Source organism: Streptomyces sp. NPDC001828, from assembly GCF_042892175.1.
Taxonomy (GTDB): domain Bacteria; phylum Actinomycetota; class Actinomycetes; order Streptomycetales; family Streptomycetaceae; genus Streptomyces.
In genome coordinates this window covers 1,103,254-1,120,128 of the sequence record NZ_JBIATV010000001.1, presented here as the reverse complement: position 1 = coordinate 1,120,128, position 16,875 = coordinate 1,103,254, and the positions used below count along the sequence as shown (strand labels likewise).

At 71.2% G+C, this 16,875-nt stretch carries 16 protein-coding genes; 9 read left to right on the top strand and 7 right to left on the bottom strand.

Features of this window, described 5'->3' with window-relative positions:
• Positions 1 to 34 precede the first annotated feature (34 nt).
• Together prpB and ACFYZA_RS05275 are read right to left on the bottom strand one after the other, a co-directional pair.
• On the bottom strand, positions 35 to 940 hold the full coding sequence (gene prpB / locus ACFYZA_RS05280; RefSeq protein WP_388487375.1) for a methylisocitrate lyase: 906 nt from the start codon (positions 938 to 940) through the stop codon (positions 35 to 37).
• Entirely contained in the window at positions 940 to 2,454 is a 1,515-nt protein-coding gene (locus tag ACFYZA_RS05275; protein ID WP_388487373.1) for an MmgE/PrpD family protein, read from the bottom strand. Before ACFYZA_RS05275 ends, prpB begins: the two co-directional genes overlap by 1 nt.
• 315 nt (positions 2,455 to 2,769) lie before the next feature.
• Here ACFYZA_RS05275 and ACFYZA_RS05270 point away from each other — a divergent pair, with 315 nt between their 5' ends.
• Positions 2,770 to 4,218 (top strand): short-chain fatty acyl-CoA regulator family protein, encoded by a 1,449-nt coding sequence (locus ACFYZA_RS05270; RefSeq protein WP_388487371.1) that lies wholly within the window; start codon positions 2,770 to 2,772, stop codon positions 4,216 to 4,218.
• 125 nt (positions 4,219 to 4,343) lie between these two features.
• Here ACFYZA_RS05270 and ACFYZA_RS05265 read toward each other — a convergent pair whose 3' ends face one another.
• On the bottom strand, positions 4,344 to 5,714 hold the full coding sequence (locus ACFYZA_RS05265) for a chloride channel protein (protein ID WP_388487368.1): 1,371 nt from the start codon (positions 5,712 to 5,714) through the stop codon (positions 4,344 to 4,346).
• Positions 5,715 to 5,981: 267 nt separating this feature from the next.
• Between ACFYZA_RS05265 and ACFYZA_RS05260 the strand changes: the two genes are divergently transcribed.
• The 4 genes from ACFYZA_RS05260 to ACFYZA_RS05245 all read left to right on the top strand — a co-directional run bounded on the left by ACFYZA_RS05260 (position 5,982) and on the right by ACFYZA_RS05245 (position 8,843).
• Complete coding sequence (locus tag ACFYZA_RS05260) at positions 5,982 to 6,371, top strand: SHOCT domain-containing protein (protein ID WP_382588211.1); 390 nt, start codon at positions 5,982 to 5,984, stop codon at positions 6,369 to 6,371.
• 390 nt (positions 6,372 to 6,761) lie between these two features.
• Positions 6,762 to 6,902, top strand: a complete 141-nt coding sequence (locus ACFYZA_RS05255; protein WP_382588209.1) for a hypothetical protein — start codon at positions 6,762 to 6,764, stop codon at positions 6,900 to 6,902.
• Positions 6,903 to 7,250: 348 nt separating this feature from the next.
• Entirely contained in the window at positions 7,251 to 8,486 is a 1,236-nt protein-coding gene (locus ACFYZA_RS05250) for a phosphodiester glycosidase family protein (protein ID WP_388487365.1), read from the top strand.
• A gap of 141 nt (positions 8,487 to 8,627) precedes the next feature.
• Complete coding sequence (locus tag ACFYZA_RS05245; RefSeq protein ID WP_388487363.1) at positions 8,628 to 8,843, top strand: hypothetical protein; 216 nt, start codon at positions 8,628 to 8,630, stop codon at positions 8,841 to 8,843.
• A gap of 97 nt (positions 8,844 to 8,940) precedes the next feature.
• On the opposite strand, the gene ACFYZA_RS05240 is transcribed toward ACFYZA_RS05245, so the two are convergent.
• The gene (locus ACFYZA_RS05240) at positions 8,941 to 9,963 is read right to left on the bottom strand and encodes an NADP-dependent oxidoreductase (protein ID WP_388487361.1); all 1,023 of its coding nucleotides are present in this window, start codon (positions 9,961 to 9,963) and stop codon (positions 8,941 to 8,943) included.
• A gap of 100 nt (positions 9,964 to 10,063) precedes the next feature.
• On the opposite strand from ACFYZA_RS05240, the gene ACFYZA_RS05235 reads away from it, so the two are divergent.
• Positions 10,064 to 10,981: a LysR family transcriptional regulator gene (locus ACFYZA_RS05235; RefSeq protein WP_388487360.1), complete on the top strand. Its 918-nt coding sequence runs from the start codon at positions 10,064 to 10,066 to the stop codon at positions 10,979 to 10,981.
• A 26-nt stretch (positions 10,982 to 11,007) separates the two neighbouring features.
• Here ACFYZA_RS05235 and ACFYZA_RS05230 read toward each other — a convergent pair whose 3' ends face one another.
• Positions 11,008 to 11,286, bottom strand: a complete 279-nt coding sequence (locus ACFYZA_RS05230) for a hypothetical protein (protein WP_388487357.1) — start codon at positions 11,284 to 11,286, stop codon at positions 11,008 to 11,010.
• A gap of 48 nt (positions 11,287 to 11,334) precedes the next feature.
• Positions 11,335 to 11,811 (bottom strand): MarR family winged helix-turn-helix transcriptional regulator, encoded by a 477-nt coding sequence (locus ACFYZA_RS05225; protein ID WP_388487355.1) that lies wholly within the window; start codon positions 11,809 to 11,811, stop codon positions 11,335 to 11,337.
• Positions 11,812 to 11,854: 43 nt separating this feature from the next.
• Here ACFYZA_RS05225 and ACFYZA_RS05220 point away from each other — a divergent pair, with 43 nt between their 5' ends.
• Entirely contained in the window at positions 11,855 to 12,757 is a 903-nt protein-coding gene (locus tag ACFYZA_RS05220; protein ID WP_388487352.1) for an alpha/beta hydrolase, read from the top strand.
• Positions 12,758 to 12,956: 199 nt separating this feature from the next.
• On the opposite strand, the gene ACFYZA_RS05215 is transcribed toward ACFYZA_RS05220, so the two are convergent.
• Entirely contained in the window at positions 12,957 to 13,508 is a 552-nt protein-coding gene (locus ACFYZA_RS05215; protein ID WP_388487350.1) for a GNAT family N-acetyltransferase, read from the bottom strand.
• A gap of 417 nt (positions 13,509 to 13,925) precedes the next feature.
• Here ACFYZA_RS05215 and ACFYZA_RS05210 point away from each other — a divergent pair, with 417 nt between their 5' ends.
• Entirely contained in the window at positions 13,926 to 15,488 is a 1,563-nt protein-coding gene (locus ACFYZA_RS05210; RefSeq protein WP_382588190.1) for a hypothetical protein, read from the top strand.
• An 8-nt stretch (positions 15,489 to 15,496) separates the two neighbouring features.
• Positions 15,497 to 16,846: an MFS transporter gene (locus tag ACFYZA_RS05205; protein WP_388487348.1), complete on the top strand. Its 1,350-nt coding sequence runs from the start codon at positions 15,497 to 15,499 to the stop codon at positions 16,844 to 16,846.
• The last annotated feature ends 29 nt before the right edge of the window (positions 16,847 to 16,875 follow it).

Below are 16,875 nucleotides of genomic sequence, written 5' to 3'. Positions count from 1 at the left end.
AACAGGGAGTGCGGGCCGCGCGGACGGACGGGTGTCAGTCGCCGGGCGGGAGAGTGAAGTCCGCGACGGCCGTGTCGTAGGCCGTGTAGTCCTCGTAGCCGAGGACCTCGTAGAGCCGGGACCGGGTCTGCATGCGGGGCACCAGGGACTCCTGGGTGCCCTCGGCCGCCAGCGTCCGCAGCCCGTCCTCGACGGCCCCGTTGGCGAGCCGGAGCAGGGTGACGGGGTAGAGGGCGATGTTGTACCCGAGGTTCGCCAGGGCAGTGGTGGTGAGCAGGGGGCTCTTGCCGAACTCGGTCATGTTGGCGAGCAGCGGTACGTCCAGGGCCTCGCGGAACGCCGCGAACTCGGCTTCGTCGGCGAGCGCTTCGGGGAAGACGGCGTCCGCTCCGGCGTCGACGTACGCCTTCGCCCGGTCGATCGCGGCGTCCAGGCCTTCCACCGCGCGCGCGTCGGTGCGGGCCATCAGCAGGAAGTCGTCGTCACGCCGGGCGCCGACGGCGGCGCGGATCCGCTGAACCATCTCGTCGCGGGTCACGAGCGTCTTGCCGTCGAGGTGCCCGCAGCGCTTGGTGCTGGTCTGGTCTTCCAGGTGCATCCCGGCGAGCCCCGCGTCCTCGAAGAGCTGGACGGTGCGGGCGGCGTTGACGGGTGCGCCGAAGCCGGTGTCGGCGTCGATGAGGACCGGCAGATCGGTGACCCGGGTGACCTGCTGGGCGCGGGCCGCGATCTCGGTGGAGGTGGTGAGGCCGATGTCCGGCAGGCACAACTCGGCGGCGAGGACGGCCCCGGAGAGGTACACGGCTTCGAAGCCGTGCGCCTGGATCAGCCTGGCCGAGTACGGATTGACCGCTCCCGGCATGCGCAACAGGCGCCCCGAGGCGAGCCCTTCGCGCAGGGCGCGGCGGCGTCCGGCCGGCGTGGTGTGGGTGTGCAGCATCAGAACAGTCCCTTCGGGAGTTTCGTGTCGTACGCGGCGAGCGCTTCGGCGTCGGTCTCCGGGAAGAGGCGCGTGAGTGCCTGCGTGTCCAGTTCGGCCAGATGGCTCGCCGCGTCGAGGAACGCGTCCTGCGCGTCCCGGGTCACGGTGTCCTCGGTGAGGGTGCGGAACTTGCCCGTGTAGCCGTGGCGGTCGAAGGGCCGGGCACCGGCCGGATGGGCGTCGGCGACGGCGAGTTCGTCCTCGACGACCGTGCCGTCGTCCAGGGTGATCACGGCGCGCCCGCCGAACGCACGCCGTGCCGGGTCCGGGTCGTGGTAGCGCCGGGTCCACTCGGGATCCTCGACCGTGGAGATCTTCTGCCACAGCCGGACGGTCGCCGGACGCCGGGCCCGGTCGCGGGCGTAGGAACGTTCGTGATGCCAGACGCCGTCCTCAAGGGCCACGGCGAAGATGTACGGCACCGAGTGGTCGAGCGTCTCGCGGCTCGCGGCCGGATCGTATTTCTGCGGGTCGTTGGCGCCCGAGCCGATCACGTGGTGGGTGTGGTGGCTGGTGTGCAGCACGGCGGAGCGCACCCGGTCGAGCGGGCCGATCCTGTCGCGCAGCCGCCGCGCGAGGTCGATGACCGCCTGCGCCTGGTACTCGGCCGAGTGCTCCTTGGTGTAGGTGTCGAGGATCGCCCGGCGCGCCTCGCCCGGTTCGGGCAGCGCGACCGTGTACGACGCCCCGGGCCCGTCGAGCATCCAGGCGAGGAAGCCGTCCTCGCCCTCGTAGACCGGCGAAGGCGCTCCTTCCCCGCGCATCGCGCGGTCCACCGCCTCGATCGCCGCCTTGCCCGCGAAGGCGGGGGCGAACGCCTTCCAGCTGGAGATCTCGCCCTTGCGGGACTGTCGCGTCGCCGTGGTGGTGTGCACCGCCTGCCCGACCGCCTGGTACACGGTCTCCGTCGGCAGCCTCAGCATCGCCCCGATCCCGCACGCCGTAGCGGCGCTGAGGTGCGCCACGTGGTCGATGCGGTGGGCGTGCAGGCAGATGCCCTTCACTAGCGCGACGTGGATCTCGTACGCCGCGACGATGCCGCGGAGCACGTCCGCCCCGGAGCGTCCGGTGTGCTGGGCGACGGCGAGCAGCGGCGGGATGTTGTCGCCGGGGTGGGAGTAGTCCGCGGCCAAGTAGGTGTCGTGGAAGTCGAGTTCGCGTACGGCGGTGCCGTTGGCCCAGGCCGCCCACTCCGGGGAGACCCGGCCGCGAGCGCCGAAGACGGAGGCACCCGGGGTGGCCTGGTGCGGCACGGCCTGCGCGCGGGCGACGGCGACCGGGCGACGGCGCAGCGAGGCGATCGCCACCGCCGCGTTGTCGATCACGCGGTTGACGGCCATGGCGGCGGCTTCCGGGTCCAGCTCCGCGGCGTCTTGAGTGGCGGTGGCGGCGGCGGCCAGCTTCCAGGCGAGCTGCTCCTCGCGGGGCAGCCGGTCGGCGCTGGGGTGGACACGTACCTGGTGGTCGATCACGGGGCTCCTCGGGGCGTACGGCGGGCCGAGACCACCGACTCGGGGGATCTCGCGCACCTCTCTCCACGATCATTTCCACGTCGTGGCCCGCCGACTACCCCTCCAATCTGCGAAATCCGTCCGCCGGGGAGCCGCGAAACTGCGAATTCTGCGAAAGTTGCGGATGGTAGCTTCGCAGTGCGGTGCCTGTGCGGGTACAGGCGAAGGCGCAGGTGAAGGTGCCAGTGCAGGTGAAGGAACGGCGGCGAGTGGGCCGGGACCGATCCGGCGGAGCGAGTGCTCGGACCGGGTCCGGCGGAAGGATGCGTATTGCCCATGGGACGGCCTCCCGTACGGAAGATCTACGCGCACGCCAAGCTGCGGAGGCTGCGCACCGAGCGCGGAATGAACCAGGTGGAGCTGGCGCGCGCGCTCGGCATCTCGACGAGTTACCTCAACCAGATCGAGCACAGCCAACGCCCGTTGACCGCCCCTGTCCTGCTGCGGCTGGCCGAAGTCCTGGGCGTGGAGCCCGAGTTCTTCTCCGAGGCGGCCGAGGAGCGGCTCGCGACCGATCTGCGGGCGGCCCTGAGTGACGAGGCCACCGGTGTGTCCGCTTCGGCGGAGGAAGCCGTGGAGGTGGCCCGCGACCATCCCGACGTCGCCCGTGCGCTGGTGGCTCTGCACCGGCGCTACCGGGACGCCGCCGAGCAGGTGGCCGCGCTCGCCTCGGCCTCCGCCGACGGGCCGGCCGCCACGCTGCCGCCGGCCGAACCGCACGACGAGGTACGGGACTTCTTCTACGCCCATCACAACCACATCGAGTCACTCGACACCGCTGCGGAGCGCGCGGCACGGGACTGGGGGCTCGGCTCCACCCGCCCGGCCACGGAGGCTCTGCGGCGACGGCTCGCCGAGCACCACCACGTCACGGTGCTGGACGCGGCACCGGAGCGGTCGGCGGACGCCCGCCGGTTCGACCCGACGAGCCGCCTGCTGTTCCTCTCACCCTGGCTGACCGAAGGCCAACAGGCCTTCCAACTCGCCACGCAGCTGGCCCTGTTGGAGTTCGGGACGCTGCTCGACGCCTTGGTCGACGCCGCCGACCTGACCTCCACACAGGCCGGGGCACTGGCCCGCATCGGCCTTGCCAACTACTTCGCCGGGGCCCTGCTGATGCCGTACACGGCGTTCCGGTCCGCAGCGGAGGAGCTGAGCTACGACATCGAGCTGCTCCAGGCGCGTTTCGGCGTCGGGTTCGAGACCGTCTGCCACCGGCTCAGCACCCTGCAGCGCCCGGGGCGGCGCGGGGTACCGTTCTCCTTCCTGCGGGTGGACCGCGCGGGCAACGTCTCCAAGCGCCAGTCCGCCACCGACTTCCACTTCTCCCGCCTCGGCGGAACCTGCCCGCTGTGGACGGTGTACGCCGCGTTCTCCTCCCCCGGCCGCATCCTCACGCAGGTCGCCGAAATGCCCGACGGCAAGCGCTACTTCTGGGTCGCGCGTACCGTCACGCGCGGTGGCGCCGGGCACCACGCGCCGCGCGCGGAGTTCGCCGTCGCCCTGGGCTGCGAACTCCGGCACGCCCAACGCCTGGTCTACGCCGAGGGCATCGCACTGGACGACCCCCGCGCGGCCACACCGATCGGCCTGGGCTGCCGCATCTGCGAGCGCCGCGACTGCGCCCAACGGGCCCGCCCACCGGCGGGCGGTCGACTCGCCGTCGACCCGGACCGGCGCACCCACGTGCCCTACCCGGTGAACTCCGCGAGAGACCAGGGGTGAAGAACCGAACTCCGATCGCGTCGGCCCACCCTCCGACCCCTCTTACGCAGGCCCAACGCCCTTGCTGCGCAACCGAGTTCGCCCAGCCCGGGATGCGGTCGTCGGCCGTGTTCCGCGCCGAGGCCTCAAGCCGCCGCGCCGGCGGGCGAGGCGTCCTCTCCGGCGGACCGGCGCGAGACCGACGGCAGTAGTTCGCTGGTGAGGAAGGCGACCACGGCCGCGAGGATCACCACGGGCATCAGGCCGGGGGTGTCGAGGAGCAGGGTGACGAGTACGACGCTGCTCACGGGGAGCCGCAGCGTGGCCGCTGTGGCCGCCGCCATTCCGGCCGCGATCGCGGGGAGCACTCCGAGGCCGGGGAGGGGCGAGAGCAGGACGCCGGCGGCGGCTCCCAGGAAGAGGGCGGGGAAGATGGGGCCGCCCCGCAGGCTGCCCAGACACAGAGCGTAGGCGGCTCCCTTGAGGAGCAGGACGCCGAGCAGCGCACCGATGCTCCAGGCGTGCGGGTGGGCGGCCAGGGTGCTGAGCATGCCCTGGCCGGACGTGGCGACGTCGACGGGCGAGCGGCCGGTGAGCAGTGTGTAGAGGGCCGCACAGGCCCCGGCGGCCAGCGCGCACAGTACGGTCCGTACGACGACGGCGTGCCTGGTGTACGCGGCCACCTTGCGTCCCCCGGCCATCACGAGACGCATCGCGACGGCGATGGCCACCGCCATGAGCAGCGACCACAGCACGTCTGCGGCGTCCAGGTGCGGGGGCGTGGCGGACAGTTTGAGGCCGAGGCTTCCTGTTTCCAGTCCGGTCCAGCGTCCGAAGCCGGTGAACACCAGGGCGCCGACTCCGCTGGACAGCAGGGCGGGCAGCATCACGGCGAACAGCCGGGGACCGCCCACGCCCGCGATCTCGATGAGGAGGACGGCGGCGATCAGCGGGTTGCCGAAGATCGCCGAGACGGCCGCGGCGGCTCCGGCCGCACCCAGCAGCGCCGTGCTCTGCGCGGTCGCGGGTGCGCGTACGAGATCGCGGAACAGCAGTGCCAGGCCGCCGCCCATGGCGATCAGCGGTGCTTCCGGGCCGAGGACGGCACCGAACGGCAGGCTCGCCGCCGCCGCGAGGATTACGCCCGGCAGCGCGTTGGGAGAGGGCCCTCCGGTGTGCAGGCCGGCGGCCGGGACGTGGCCGCCCGCGCCGGGGAGCCGCACGGCGACCAGGCCGACGATCAGGCCCGCGACCAGGAAGAGGGGCAGGGGCCACCACCAGGTCGGCGCGTCCCACCCCAGGTCGTGAGGGAGGTCCGTCCACAGGAGGCGTTCCAGTTCGTGCAGCCCGACCAGGAACCAGAAGGCCGCGAGGGAGACCGGGATGCCGATGAGAGCGCAGAAGACGAGCACCTTCGGATAGCCGGGAGCCATCAGCAAATCCCGCAGGTGGTCTGCCTCTTGGGGCTGGGGGCCCGTGGGCGCGGCAGGATCGGATCGAGGGCCGGGCTTGGCCATCGGTGTCTCCCTTTCATCGATCGACCTGGCGGTCCGGGCACGGCCGGCCGCGCGCCCGGGGTGGGCGTGGCCTCGCCGACTCGTCCCGTGGCCCGAGCGGGAGCGGCCAGGGGTGACGGCCGGGCCCAGCGGCGGGCCTCTCAGCCGCACAGGTCCATCGCTATCCCTGGTCTTCGCCGAGCGCAACACGGACGCGTGTCCGCTGACATGCGGCCATGTGGGTGTGCCGGTATGAAGGAAGTAGGACATCCATGATCGGAGCGGAGCATGGACAACTATCCCCTTCTGAACCTGTTCTGGACGATGCTGTGGCTCTTCCTGTGGGTCATGTGGTTCTTCCTGCTGTTCAAGGTGGTCACGGACATATTCCGGGACCACAGCCTCAGCGGCTGGGCCAAGGCGGGCTGGCTCGTTCTGGTGATCGTCCTGCCCTATCTCGGCGTCCTGGTGTATCTCGTCGCCCGCGGCAAGAGCATGAGCGCACGGGACGTGAAGCAGGCCAAGGAGCACGAGGAGGCCGTCCGCCAGTACATCCAGAAGACGGCGGGATCCGGCAGCAACCCGGTGGATGAGCTGGGCAAACTGGCCGCGCTCAAGGACCAGGGCCACATCACACCGGAGGAGTTCCAGCGCGCCAAGACCAAGCTGCTGGCCTGACGCCCCGGGCCCCGCCGCGACGCCCTGCCCCACCCTGGCCGGCCCTGACCGAGGGCAGGGAAACGCCTCAGCCACGGCCGAAGCGCGGGAATCGCGCCGACCGCCAAGGCGCCGGACGTTAGGCGGGGCAGGTCCGCGGGCGGGCTCCGTTGGGCAGGGCGGTGTCCGGGAAGGGCCGCTAGGGTGGAATCAAGCGCCCCAGCCCCCCAGCGCCGCCATCTGGCCGCCGGACTGTGGCAGGCGGCGTGCGCTTCGCCCTCCCCCGGTCCTCGCCACCCCTCCCACGCTCGTACCGAGGGCGCCGGGCGCGGCGCGCGCCGGCCGACGAGCGCCCAGGCACAGCCACCGACCGCACAGCCCGCGCCGCCCTGCCCGACCCAGGAAGCGCTCATGGGCCTGACCCTGCTCGGCGGACACACCTACGACGAAGCCGCGCACCTCATCGGCATGGCACCCGGCGTCGTGGCCCGGCAGCTGCGCGAGGCTCTCCGGGCCGAGCGGAGGCACGCAGGCGTTCCGCCGACCGCCTGATTTCCCCCGGGCCCCCGCCCGGCCTCTCGGCGGCGGGCAACCGCATGGGCGTGGCCGCCCTCAGGCCCTCCGCACGCCGGAACCCGCCGGAGCGGAAAGCCGGCCGGGACCAGATTCCCGGGCTCTGGCCTCGGGGGCGGGGGGATGCGCGACGGCACGCCGCTGGGCGGGCGGTGCTACGGAATCGCGTCCCGAATGAGCACCTCCCCCGGCCCCGGAGGTCGGCCGCGGGTGCCGCCCGTTCGGCGCCGGCCCGGATGACGGGAAGACCGTGCCATGCGAGTGGTATCGGCCAGACCTCCGTCACGCCGGTAGTCATCGGGCCCCGGCCGGCGGGATGTTGGCCGCATGAAACCGGTCCGCCTCGCTGCCGCCGTCCTTCTGCTGACCCTCCCTCTGTGCACCGCCGCCCTCCCCGCACGGGCCACCGCCCCCACCGACGCCAGCGTCATCGAGCGCATTGCCCCGGGGATCGAGTACCGGGCGTTCAACGTGGCCACGGCGCACGGCCCGACCCGGATCCATCTGCTGACCGTCGACCTTCGACGTCCAGGGGTACGGGCCGGCCTGCTGTATCCCGGCGCCGTCACCGACCGGGAGCCCGTGTCCGCCATGGCCGACCGTCAAGGGGCCGTCGCCGCGGTCAACGGGGACTTCTTCAACATCACCGAGAGCCAGCACCCCGGCGTCCCCGCCACCGGCGCCCCCTCCGGAGCGGCCGTACTCGACGGCCGGCCTCTGAAGGCGGCGGTCCCCGAAGGACAGCGCTTCGGCGGGGCGTTGCCCCCCGGCGCGAGCGGCGAGGACGTGTTCGGTGTCGGCACGGACGGCAGGGCGCGCACCGCACGCCTCACACTCCACGGTCATCTCCGCACCCGGCACACAGCGCTGCCGGTGCGAGGCCTCAACCAGTACGCGCTCCCCGAAGGAGCGGTCGGCCTGTTCACCTCGCAGTGGGGCAGCGCCTCACGCGCCCGGGCCGTCTGCGGAACCGACCGCGACCGGGCGGCCCCCTGCTCGCACGAGGTCTTCGAGGTGACGATCCGTCATGGACGCGTCCAGCGCACCAGCACCACCCCCGGCAACGGGCCCATCCCGCCCGGAACTCTCGTCGCGCTCGGCCGCGAGGGCGGCGCCCGGGCCTTGCGCTCCCTCACCCCCGGCACCCCGGTCGAGACCGGCTACCGCCTCGCCTCGACCAGCAGGGTCCCCTTCGCCTTCGCTCTGGGCGCCTACCCCGTGCTCACAGCGCACCAGCCGCTGCCCGGCCTCGACGCGGTCACCGCCGAACCCCGTACCGCCGTCGGCGTCGCCGACTCCGGCCGCCTCCTGCGGGTGATCGCCACCGACGGCCGGGAGTCGACCGGCACCGGACTCACCCTCGCCGAACTCGCCCGGCTGCTGGGGTCCTTGGGCTGCCGCGAAGGCGTCTACGTCGATGGCGGCGCCTCCACCACCCTCGTCACCCGCAACCCCACGACCGGCCGCACGACCGTACGCAACACCCTCGACCACGGCCAGCAGCGGCGCGTCCCCAACGGCCTCGCCCTCTACGGCCCCCGAACCCGGGGCGGCTCCGGGTGACTCGTCAGGGGATGATGTCGTCCTCATGGCAGCGCGGCCCTCGGGCCGGCCCGCGCGCAAACCCGATGGCGTCCCCACGGGACCGACCCCGGCTGAGCGGGTAGGGACATCGAACGTGCCGCTACGGATGGAGAAGCCCCTGTGACCAGCGATGACCTGCACACCCGGATCACCCAGCTCGAGGCGCAGCTCGCGCGGCCGACACCGCCCCCGATCGGCGGACAGGTCAGCATCCCGCTGGAGCCGATCCACCACCACGCCTACACCGGCGACGGCGGCCCCTGCACCACCAGCCTCTTCGGCGAACCGTGCGCCGAACCCGCCGACCACCATCAACTGCGCGGCCAACACCCCTGAACACCGGGCCGACCCGAGCCGTACGCGGGCCCGCCCCGACCAAGCCCGCCCCGACTCCGCTCGTCCGGCTACCGCAGCGCTCAGCGTCGCCGATGGGTCAGTGCACGGACGGGGCTTCCGTACGGTCTCGCACGATGATCTTGCCGGTGTTCTCGCCACGCAGCATCCCCAGGAACGCGTCCACGATGTGCTCGAACCCGTCGACGACCGTCTCGTCGAGGGCGAGCCGTCCGCTCTGCAGGTGCGGTACCGCGAACTCGTACAACTCCTCTTGTACGTCACGGTAGTTGCTGACCAGGAAGCCCTCCATGCGGATGCTCTTCTCTACGATGTCGGCGTAGTTGAAGCGCGGCGACGGCGCGTCGGGGGTGTTGTACTGGCCGATCGTGCCGATGCGCACGATGCGCCCGAACTCGCGCAGCGCCCCCACCGCGGCGGCCAGTTGTTCGCCGCCGACGTTGTCGACGAACAGGTCGATGCCGTCCGGTGCGGCCTTGCCGAGGAGGTCGGCCGCAGGCCCGTCGTGGTAGTCGAAGGCGGCGTCGTAGCCCACCTCTCGCACGAGGTGCTCGGCCTTCGCAGCCGAGCCCGCGCTGCCCACGAGACGTCCGGCGCCGAGCAGTCGGGCGAACCGCCCGGTCGCCGTGCCGACCCCGCCCGCTGCTGCCGACACGAACAGGTCGTCGCCCGCCTGGAGGCGGGCGATCCGGGTCAGCCCCACATAGGCGGTCAGACCGGTGCCGCCGAGGGTGCTCAAGTACGCGGTCAGGGGCACCCCTTCGAAGCGGGGCAGCTGCCGGACCTCCTCGGGCGTGACCACCGAGTGGGTGCGCCAGCCCTGCCGGTGGAACACGACCTCGCCCTCGGCCAGCCGGGGCGTGCGCGAGGCGATGACCCGCCCGATGGCGCGGCCCTCCAGCGGTGCGTCGAGCGCGAAGCCGCCGGGTACGTCGTCCATCATTTCGCGGTGGTACGGGTCGACCGACCAGTAGAGGTTCTCGACGAGCGCGCTGCCGGGGGCGGGGCCGGGAAGGGGGGACTCGACGAAGGTGAAGTGCTCGGCGGTGGGAAAGCCGTGGGGGCGGGCGGTCTGGTGCACGGTGAGCGCGGTGTCGTTCATGCCCGGACCGTAGGGCGGGAATGCCCCTCGGGGGCAGCCGGTTGGGCTCATACGACCCACCGTTCCATGAGCACTTCTCATACATCGAGGTGAGCGCCCCGTGGCCCGTACGACCGGCTCCGATCTCGTCCCGCAGGAACTGCGCGTCCTGGTGGCGGTCACGGACACCCGCAGCTTCTCGGGAGCGGCCGGCACACTGGGCCTGACGCAGTCCGCGGTCTCCCACTCGGTGCGCGGCAGCGAGCGCAAGATCGGTGCCGTTCTCTTCGAACGCGGCCGTTCCGGCGCCCTCCCCACCCCTGCCGGCGAGAAGGCCGTCGCGCATGCCCGCCGTGTCCTGCGCCTGCTGGACGTCCTGACCGCCGAGGCGCGCGGTGCGGCCCGGCCCGAAGCCGCGGAGGGAGTGCTGCGGATCGCGGCCTTCCGCAGCGCGGCCCTCCATCTGCTGCCTCCCGCACTGAAGCGGCTGCGCGCCCGGCACCCGGGGATCGAGCCACGGGTGCGGATCGTGCGCGAGGTGGGGCGCGGCACCGCGGGCGAAGTGGCCGACGGTAAGGCCGACATAGCCATCGCCACGCTGGGCGGCTCCGGGCTGTTTCCACCGGGTCTGGTCACCGGCGGGCTCCTCGAAGAGCCGTACGCCCTCGTGCACGCGACGGGCCAGCGCGCCCCGCGCTCGCTGCCCCTGGTCGACTGGACCGAGAACTGCGGCTCGTACACCCGCGACTGGTGGGCCGCCCAGGACTGGATCCCGAAGGCGACGATCGAGGCCGAGGACGACGGAGCGGTGCTCTCCCTGGTGAGCGGAGGTCACGGAATGGCGATCATGCCCGCGCTCTCCTTGGTGGGAGCACCGCACTCGATCGGGATCACCGATCTCGGCCCCCAGCGCCCGACACGCATGGTCGGCTATGCCACCACCCCGGAACTGGCCGGTTCCGCCGTCGTTCGCGCCTTGGTGAGAGAACTGCGGGCCACGGCCCCCGAGGGGATGGGCCTCCTGAGCAGCGGGGTGTGATCAGGTCCGGCGCTCCTGACGAAGCCTCAGTTCTGTTGTGCGTCAGGTGAGTTGTGAGTGTCGGTCGTCGGCTTCTTGAATCGCTGGCGGATCCAGATGACGGCCACCGCCAGCAGGGGCGGCCCGAGGACGACTGCTTTGACCGCGGCCTTCGAGGCCAGCCAGGCGATGCCCCAGAAGTGCCACCCGAAGAAGTGCCAAGCGGCAACCCAGACGAGCAAGGCGATGCTCACGGACAGCAGGACAGCCAGGACGGTTTTGACAGCGGTGGGGGTGGTCGTTGTCTTCCCGGAACGGTCGGTCATGTGTCTGAGCATATGAGCCCCCGCCGGGCGGGAGTTGACCGCCTGATTTCAGCCTACGGGGGTGCCGATCCGGTCGCGTTCGAGTGCGGAGCGCAGCTGCGCCAGTGCTCGGGCGGCCGCTGCCGTCGCGGCCGTGTCGAGAGCACCCTCGAACAGTTCGCGCAGGCACGTGGCGAACGTCGCCTCGGCCGTGGCGAGGAGTTGTGAGCCGTCGTCGGTGAGGGCCAGCAAGGAGGACCTGCGGTCCGCCGGGTTGGCCTGGCGGACGATCCACCCCTGCTTCTCCAGACGGTCGATGCCCTTACTGGTCGCGCCGACGCCGATGGCGAACTCCGTAGCGAGGTCGGCCACCCGGGATCCGGGGCGTTCCCGCAGAAAGCGCAGGAACTCGAACTGTGAAGTGACGATCCCGTGCCGCTGGCGCAAGCGGTCGTTCAGCGCGTTGTAGAGGCGCGTCTCGCAGCGCACCAGGTCCGCGAAGAACCCCTGGAGATCGTCCGCACCTTCCGTCGTTTTATATGCCACGGCATATAGTGTAGAGGAAGATACATCGACGGGAGAAGCACAGATGAGCAAGGAACAGCTCGCCAAGGTCGACGCGATGCTCCGCCTGCCCCGCCCCCAGGGGGAGCGCTCCGTTGAGGAGCTGCGCGCCGGGTTCAGGGCGCTGATGGACCAGATGACCGTGCCGGACGACGTCCGCACCACGCCGACGACGCTCGGCGGCCGACCCGCTCTGCACGTCGAGCCGGACGGCGGGGCGCGCCCGGGCACGATCCTCTACTTCCACGGCGGCGGCTTCGTGTTCGGCTCCCCCCGGACCGCGCTGTCGCTGACCGCGCAGCTCGTCTCGCGGACCGGATTCGGCTCGTACTCGGTGGACTACCGGCTGGCCCCCGAGCATCCGTTCCCGGCCGGGCTCGAGGACAACGTCCGGGCGTACCGCGCCCTCCTCGACAGCGGACTCGACGCCTCGGCCATCGCGTTCGCCGGGGACTCCGCCGGCGGCGGCTACTGCGTCACCACCGCCCTCGCCGCCCGCGACGCGGGCCTGCCGCTGCCGGCCGCGATCGTCGCCTTCTCCCCCGGCGTCGACATGACCCGCACGGGCGAGAGCATGACGACCAAGGAGGGCATCGATCCGATCTTCACCCGGGCCGCCGTACAACACACAGGGGCCATGTACCTCGCGGGACAGGACCCCGCCCAGCCCCTGCTCAGCCCGGCCGTCCACGCCGACCTGAGCGGCTTCCCGCCGATGCTCATCCAGGTGGGCACCAACGAGATCCTGCTCGACGACTCCACCCGGCTCGCCGCCCGGGCCCGCAACGCGGGGGTCAATGTCATCCTCGACGTCACCGCCGACGCCCCACACGTCTTTCAGGCCTTCGCCGGCGGCACCCTCGACGAAGCCGACCAAGCACTCGACCGCGCGGCCCTCTTCCTCAACCAGCACATCCGCACGCCCTGATCCAAAGACGTCAGGGGCAGGGCACGGTCAACTCGCAGCACCCATGGGGCCGTTCTGCGGAGCCGGCCCAGGGAGACCCCGTCGAGGTCGGGCCGGCTGTGATCCACGGTATCCACCGTGCGGGAGTGACGCCGGTCCGCGAAGCACCGGTACTCGATGGCGGCCCCATCCGAACCGCCCGCAGACGCGGCGCGTCGCGCTACTGCCAGGCGGTCCGGGTGAGCTCGTATTCGACTTCGCCCTGTTCCGAGCCGTCGATCGCGTCCGGCCAGTCGCCGGTGAAGTGACGGAGGAAGGTCAGTCCGGACTTCTCCATCACACGCCGTGACCGGGTGTTGACCGTCATGGTGTTCGCGGTGACCCGCTCGACGCCGAGACGCGTGAAGCCCTCCCGAATCAGGGCTCTCGCTCCCTCGGTGGCGTAACCACGGCCCCAGGCGGCCTTGTTCAGCCGGTAGCCGAGTTCGACCGTGGCCGAGCTGTGCTCGTCCACGGGGCGGAACTCGAACCACCCGAGGAAGAGCCCGGTGGCCTTTTCCTCCACGGCCCAGAAGCCCCGGTTTCCCCAGCACGAGTAGTCGCGCAGGAGCCTCGGCAGGGCGCGCTCCGCAATGTCCGCGCGGCTCGCCGGGCGGCCGCCGTTGATGAACCGCATGACCTCCGGATCGTTGTCCAGGGCCACCAGGTCGTCGACGTCGGCTTCGGTGAAGGGGCGAAGGACGAGCCGCTCGGTCTCCAGAAAGATGTCCATCGCGCGATCATCACCACCTTCGGGCGGGACCGCCACCGGATATCCACCGCAGGCCACGGGGCCGGTTTCCCCGTGCCCCGATGGAATCCAAGGGCACCGAGCGGGTCGTTCCGTCGCCGAACTCCCCGAGGGATCCGGTCGCCTAAGCGGCCACCCTGTCGTCGGCCTTCTGCGGAACGAGGGACATCAGCGCGTCGGCGAAGTGCGCCGGAAGCTCCCCGCGCACGTGGGACAGCGGCCCGACCGGCTCGCTCAGCGACGCGAGCGCCAGTTCCGCACGTCTTCGCGAGGAGTCCGATTCGTTCGGGCTCTTCCCTGTTTTTGTGTAGCGCGTGTTGCAAGCGGATGGCACCCCTCCCGGAACCCCTTGACGCACCTCTGGCGGACTTATTTTCTTTCTGCACACAACTTGGAGGTGTGACCGTGCTCCGCCCCTTCGCCCTGACCCTCGCCGCACTCGCCGGTGCCGCCCAACTGGCCTTCGCCGCACCGGCGTCGGCCGCCTCCACGACGTACTACGTGGACTGTTCCGCCACGACGAACGGCACCGGTTCCCAGACGTCCCCGCTCAACTCCCTGCCGGCCGCGAACGCCCTGACGCTCACGCCCGGCGACGCCCTGCTGTTCAAGCGCGGCGCCACCTGTAAGGGGCAGCTGTATGCGCGCTTCTCCGGCAGTGCCAACACACCTGTCACGTACGGCAGTTACGGTGCGGGCGGTGCCGCCCGCATCGACGCGAACGGCAACTACGCGGCGGTCTGGCTGAAGAACGCCTCGTACGTCACCGTCCAGGACCTGGAGCTGACCACGCCCGGCGACAACACCACCGCGCGGCGCGGCGTATGGGCGCAGGCCGTCGACTCCGGCGACCTGACCGGAGTCGTCCTCCAGCGCCTCGACATCCACGACGTGCGCGGCACACTGCCCGCGAAGACGGGAGGCGCCGCCGCCAACGGCAAGTACGCGGGCGCCTCCGGCGGGATCGTGGTCGAGGCGCTCGGCAGCACAACTCCCTCCGCGTTCAAGGGACTCAGGATCGTCGACAACAAGATCCACAGCGTGGACCGGGCCGGCATCTACTTCTGGTCCAACTGGTGCCGCAGGCCGGACATGGTCGGCTTCTGGACCTCGCTGTGCACCGCCGACTGGCATCCGCACACCGGAACCGTCATCCAGGACAACACCCTCACCGACATCGGCGGCGACGGCCTGGTCGTCAAGACCAGCAGCGACGCGCTCGTGGAGCGCAACGACCTGGACGGATTCAACGAGCGCGCCGGGTCCGTCAACGCCGGCATGTGGACGGCCAACAGCGACTTCGTCACCTTCCAGTACAACCGGTCCGCACATGGCAACACCACTGCGGACGGCCAGGGTTACGACGTCGACCACTCGACGAACCACGTCACGTTCCAGTACAACGTGTCCTACGACAACGACGGCGGCTTCTTCCTGCTGTGCCCCTACGGCGCGGGGGTGCCGGGTCAGTCCAAGGACTTCGTGGTCCGCTACAACCTCTCGGTGAACGACCACGCCCGCACGTTCCAGGTGTGCTCCGGCGGCCTGGTGCGCGGGCAGATCTACAACAACACGATCCAGCTGCCGGGCGACGCGAACCACCAGATCGTCACCGCGCCGGCCACGAAGGCCGGCGATCTGGACGTCGCCTTCACCAACAACCTCCTCCGGGGCGCGAGTTCGTCGTCCTCCGCGCGGTGGACGCTGAACGACTCGGCGTTCCGCATCGACCACAACCTCCTCTACAACGTCCCCGTCCCGGCCGCGGCGACCTCCACCATCACCTCGGCGCCGCTGCTCGCCGCGCCCTCCACCACCTCGTACGACCCGGCCGGCTTCCAGCTGCTGCCCGGCTCGCCCGCGCGCGGTGCGGGCAGCCCGATCACCGGCAACGGCGGCCGGGACTACTTCGGGACCGCGCCCGCCATCCCGCCATCCATCGGCTTCCACGAAGGACCCTGACACTTCCCATGGCCACCACCCATTCCCGCACCACCCAGGACACCGGGGGAATCAGCCCCGAAAGAGCCCGGTTCACCAAGCGATGGACGCCGCGCCTGGTGGCGTTCGGCGAGTTCATCGACGGGTACGACCTGCTCGTCATGGGCTCGGCACTGCTCTTCCTCAAGCCCGCATTCCATCTGACGGCCAACCAGGTCGGCTGGCTCGGTGCCATCGCGTTCATCGGCGCGGCCGTCGGGCTCGTCGTGTTCGGCGACCTGTCCGACCGGTTCGGGCGCAAGGTCATCTTCGTCATCAACCTGGTCTTCTTCGTCGTCGCCTCACTCGCCGCCGCGTTCGTCACCGAGGTCTGGCAGCTGATGCTGGCCCGCTTCCTCATCGGCGTCGCCGTCGGCATGGACATACCGACCTCGCACGCGTTCCTCGCGGAGATATCGCCGAAGGCGCGGCGCGGCCGCATCGCGGGCTCGCTGCCGAACATGATGTGGCTGAGCGGCGCGATCACCAGCGTGCTCATCGCGCTGGCGCTGCGCGACGTGGCCGGGGAGAACACCTGGCGCTGGCTGTTCGGGCTCGCCGCGATCCCCGCGCTCGGCGTGCTGATCGCCCGTCAGTTCCTGCCGGAGTCGCCGCGCTGGCTGCGGGCACAGGGGCGCCACGAGGAGGCCCGGCAGGTGTTCGCGCTCCTCGGCGTCGAGGAGCCGCCCGCCCCTGCCGGACCGGTCGAGAAGAAGCGAGAACTGCGGGAACTGTTCGGCAACGGGGCGGGGTTGCGGCTCGCGGCCGTCACCGGCTTCTTCGCACTCCAGGCCTTCGGCGGGGCCGTCGCCACGGTCGCGGGGCCGATCGTCATGGAGGCCAGCGGCATCGGCGCCGAGAACTCGCTGTGGTTCTCACTGGCCGGATTCGTCGCGGGCCTCGTCGCGGTGATCGCGGGCGCCCGGCTCATCGACCGGATCAACCGCAGGGCCCTGGGCATCTGGGCCTGCCTCGGCGTCTTCGTCGCGGGACTCGGCATCGCCTTCCTCGGCCCGAAGGCATCCGGGCTCCTGCTGACCTTCTACGTCCTGTACTCCCTGCTCACCTGGTTCGGGCCCGGCGTACTGTCCTGGGTGTGGTCGTCGGAGGCGTTCCCGACGCATCTGCGCGGCATCGGCACCGGCATCGCGCAGGCCGCCACCCGCCTGATGATCGCGCTGAACGTGGTGCTCGTCCCGAACCTCCTCAAGGAGTTCGGCCTGCGTACCGTCGCGCTCTACGCCTGTGCCTACGTACTGGCCGCGATCATCGTCGCCGCCTCCCCGTTCCTCGCGACGACCGGCAAGGAGCTGGAGGCGATCAACGCCAATCGGGAATAGGCGAGTTGACGAGACACCACTGCGAGGAA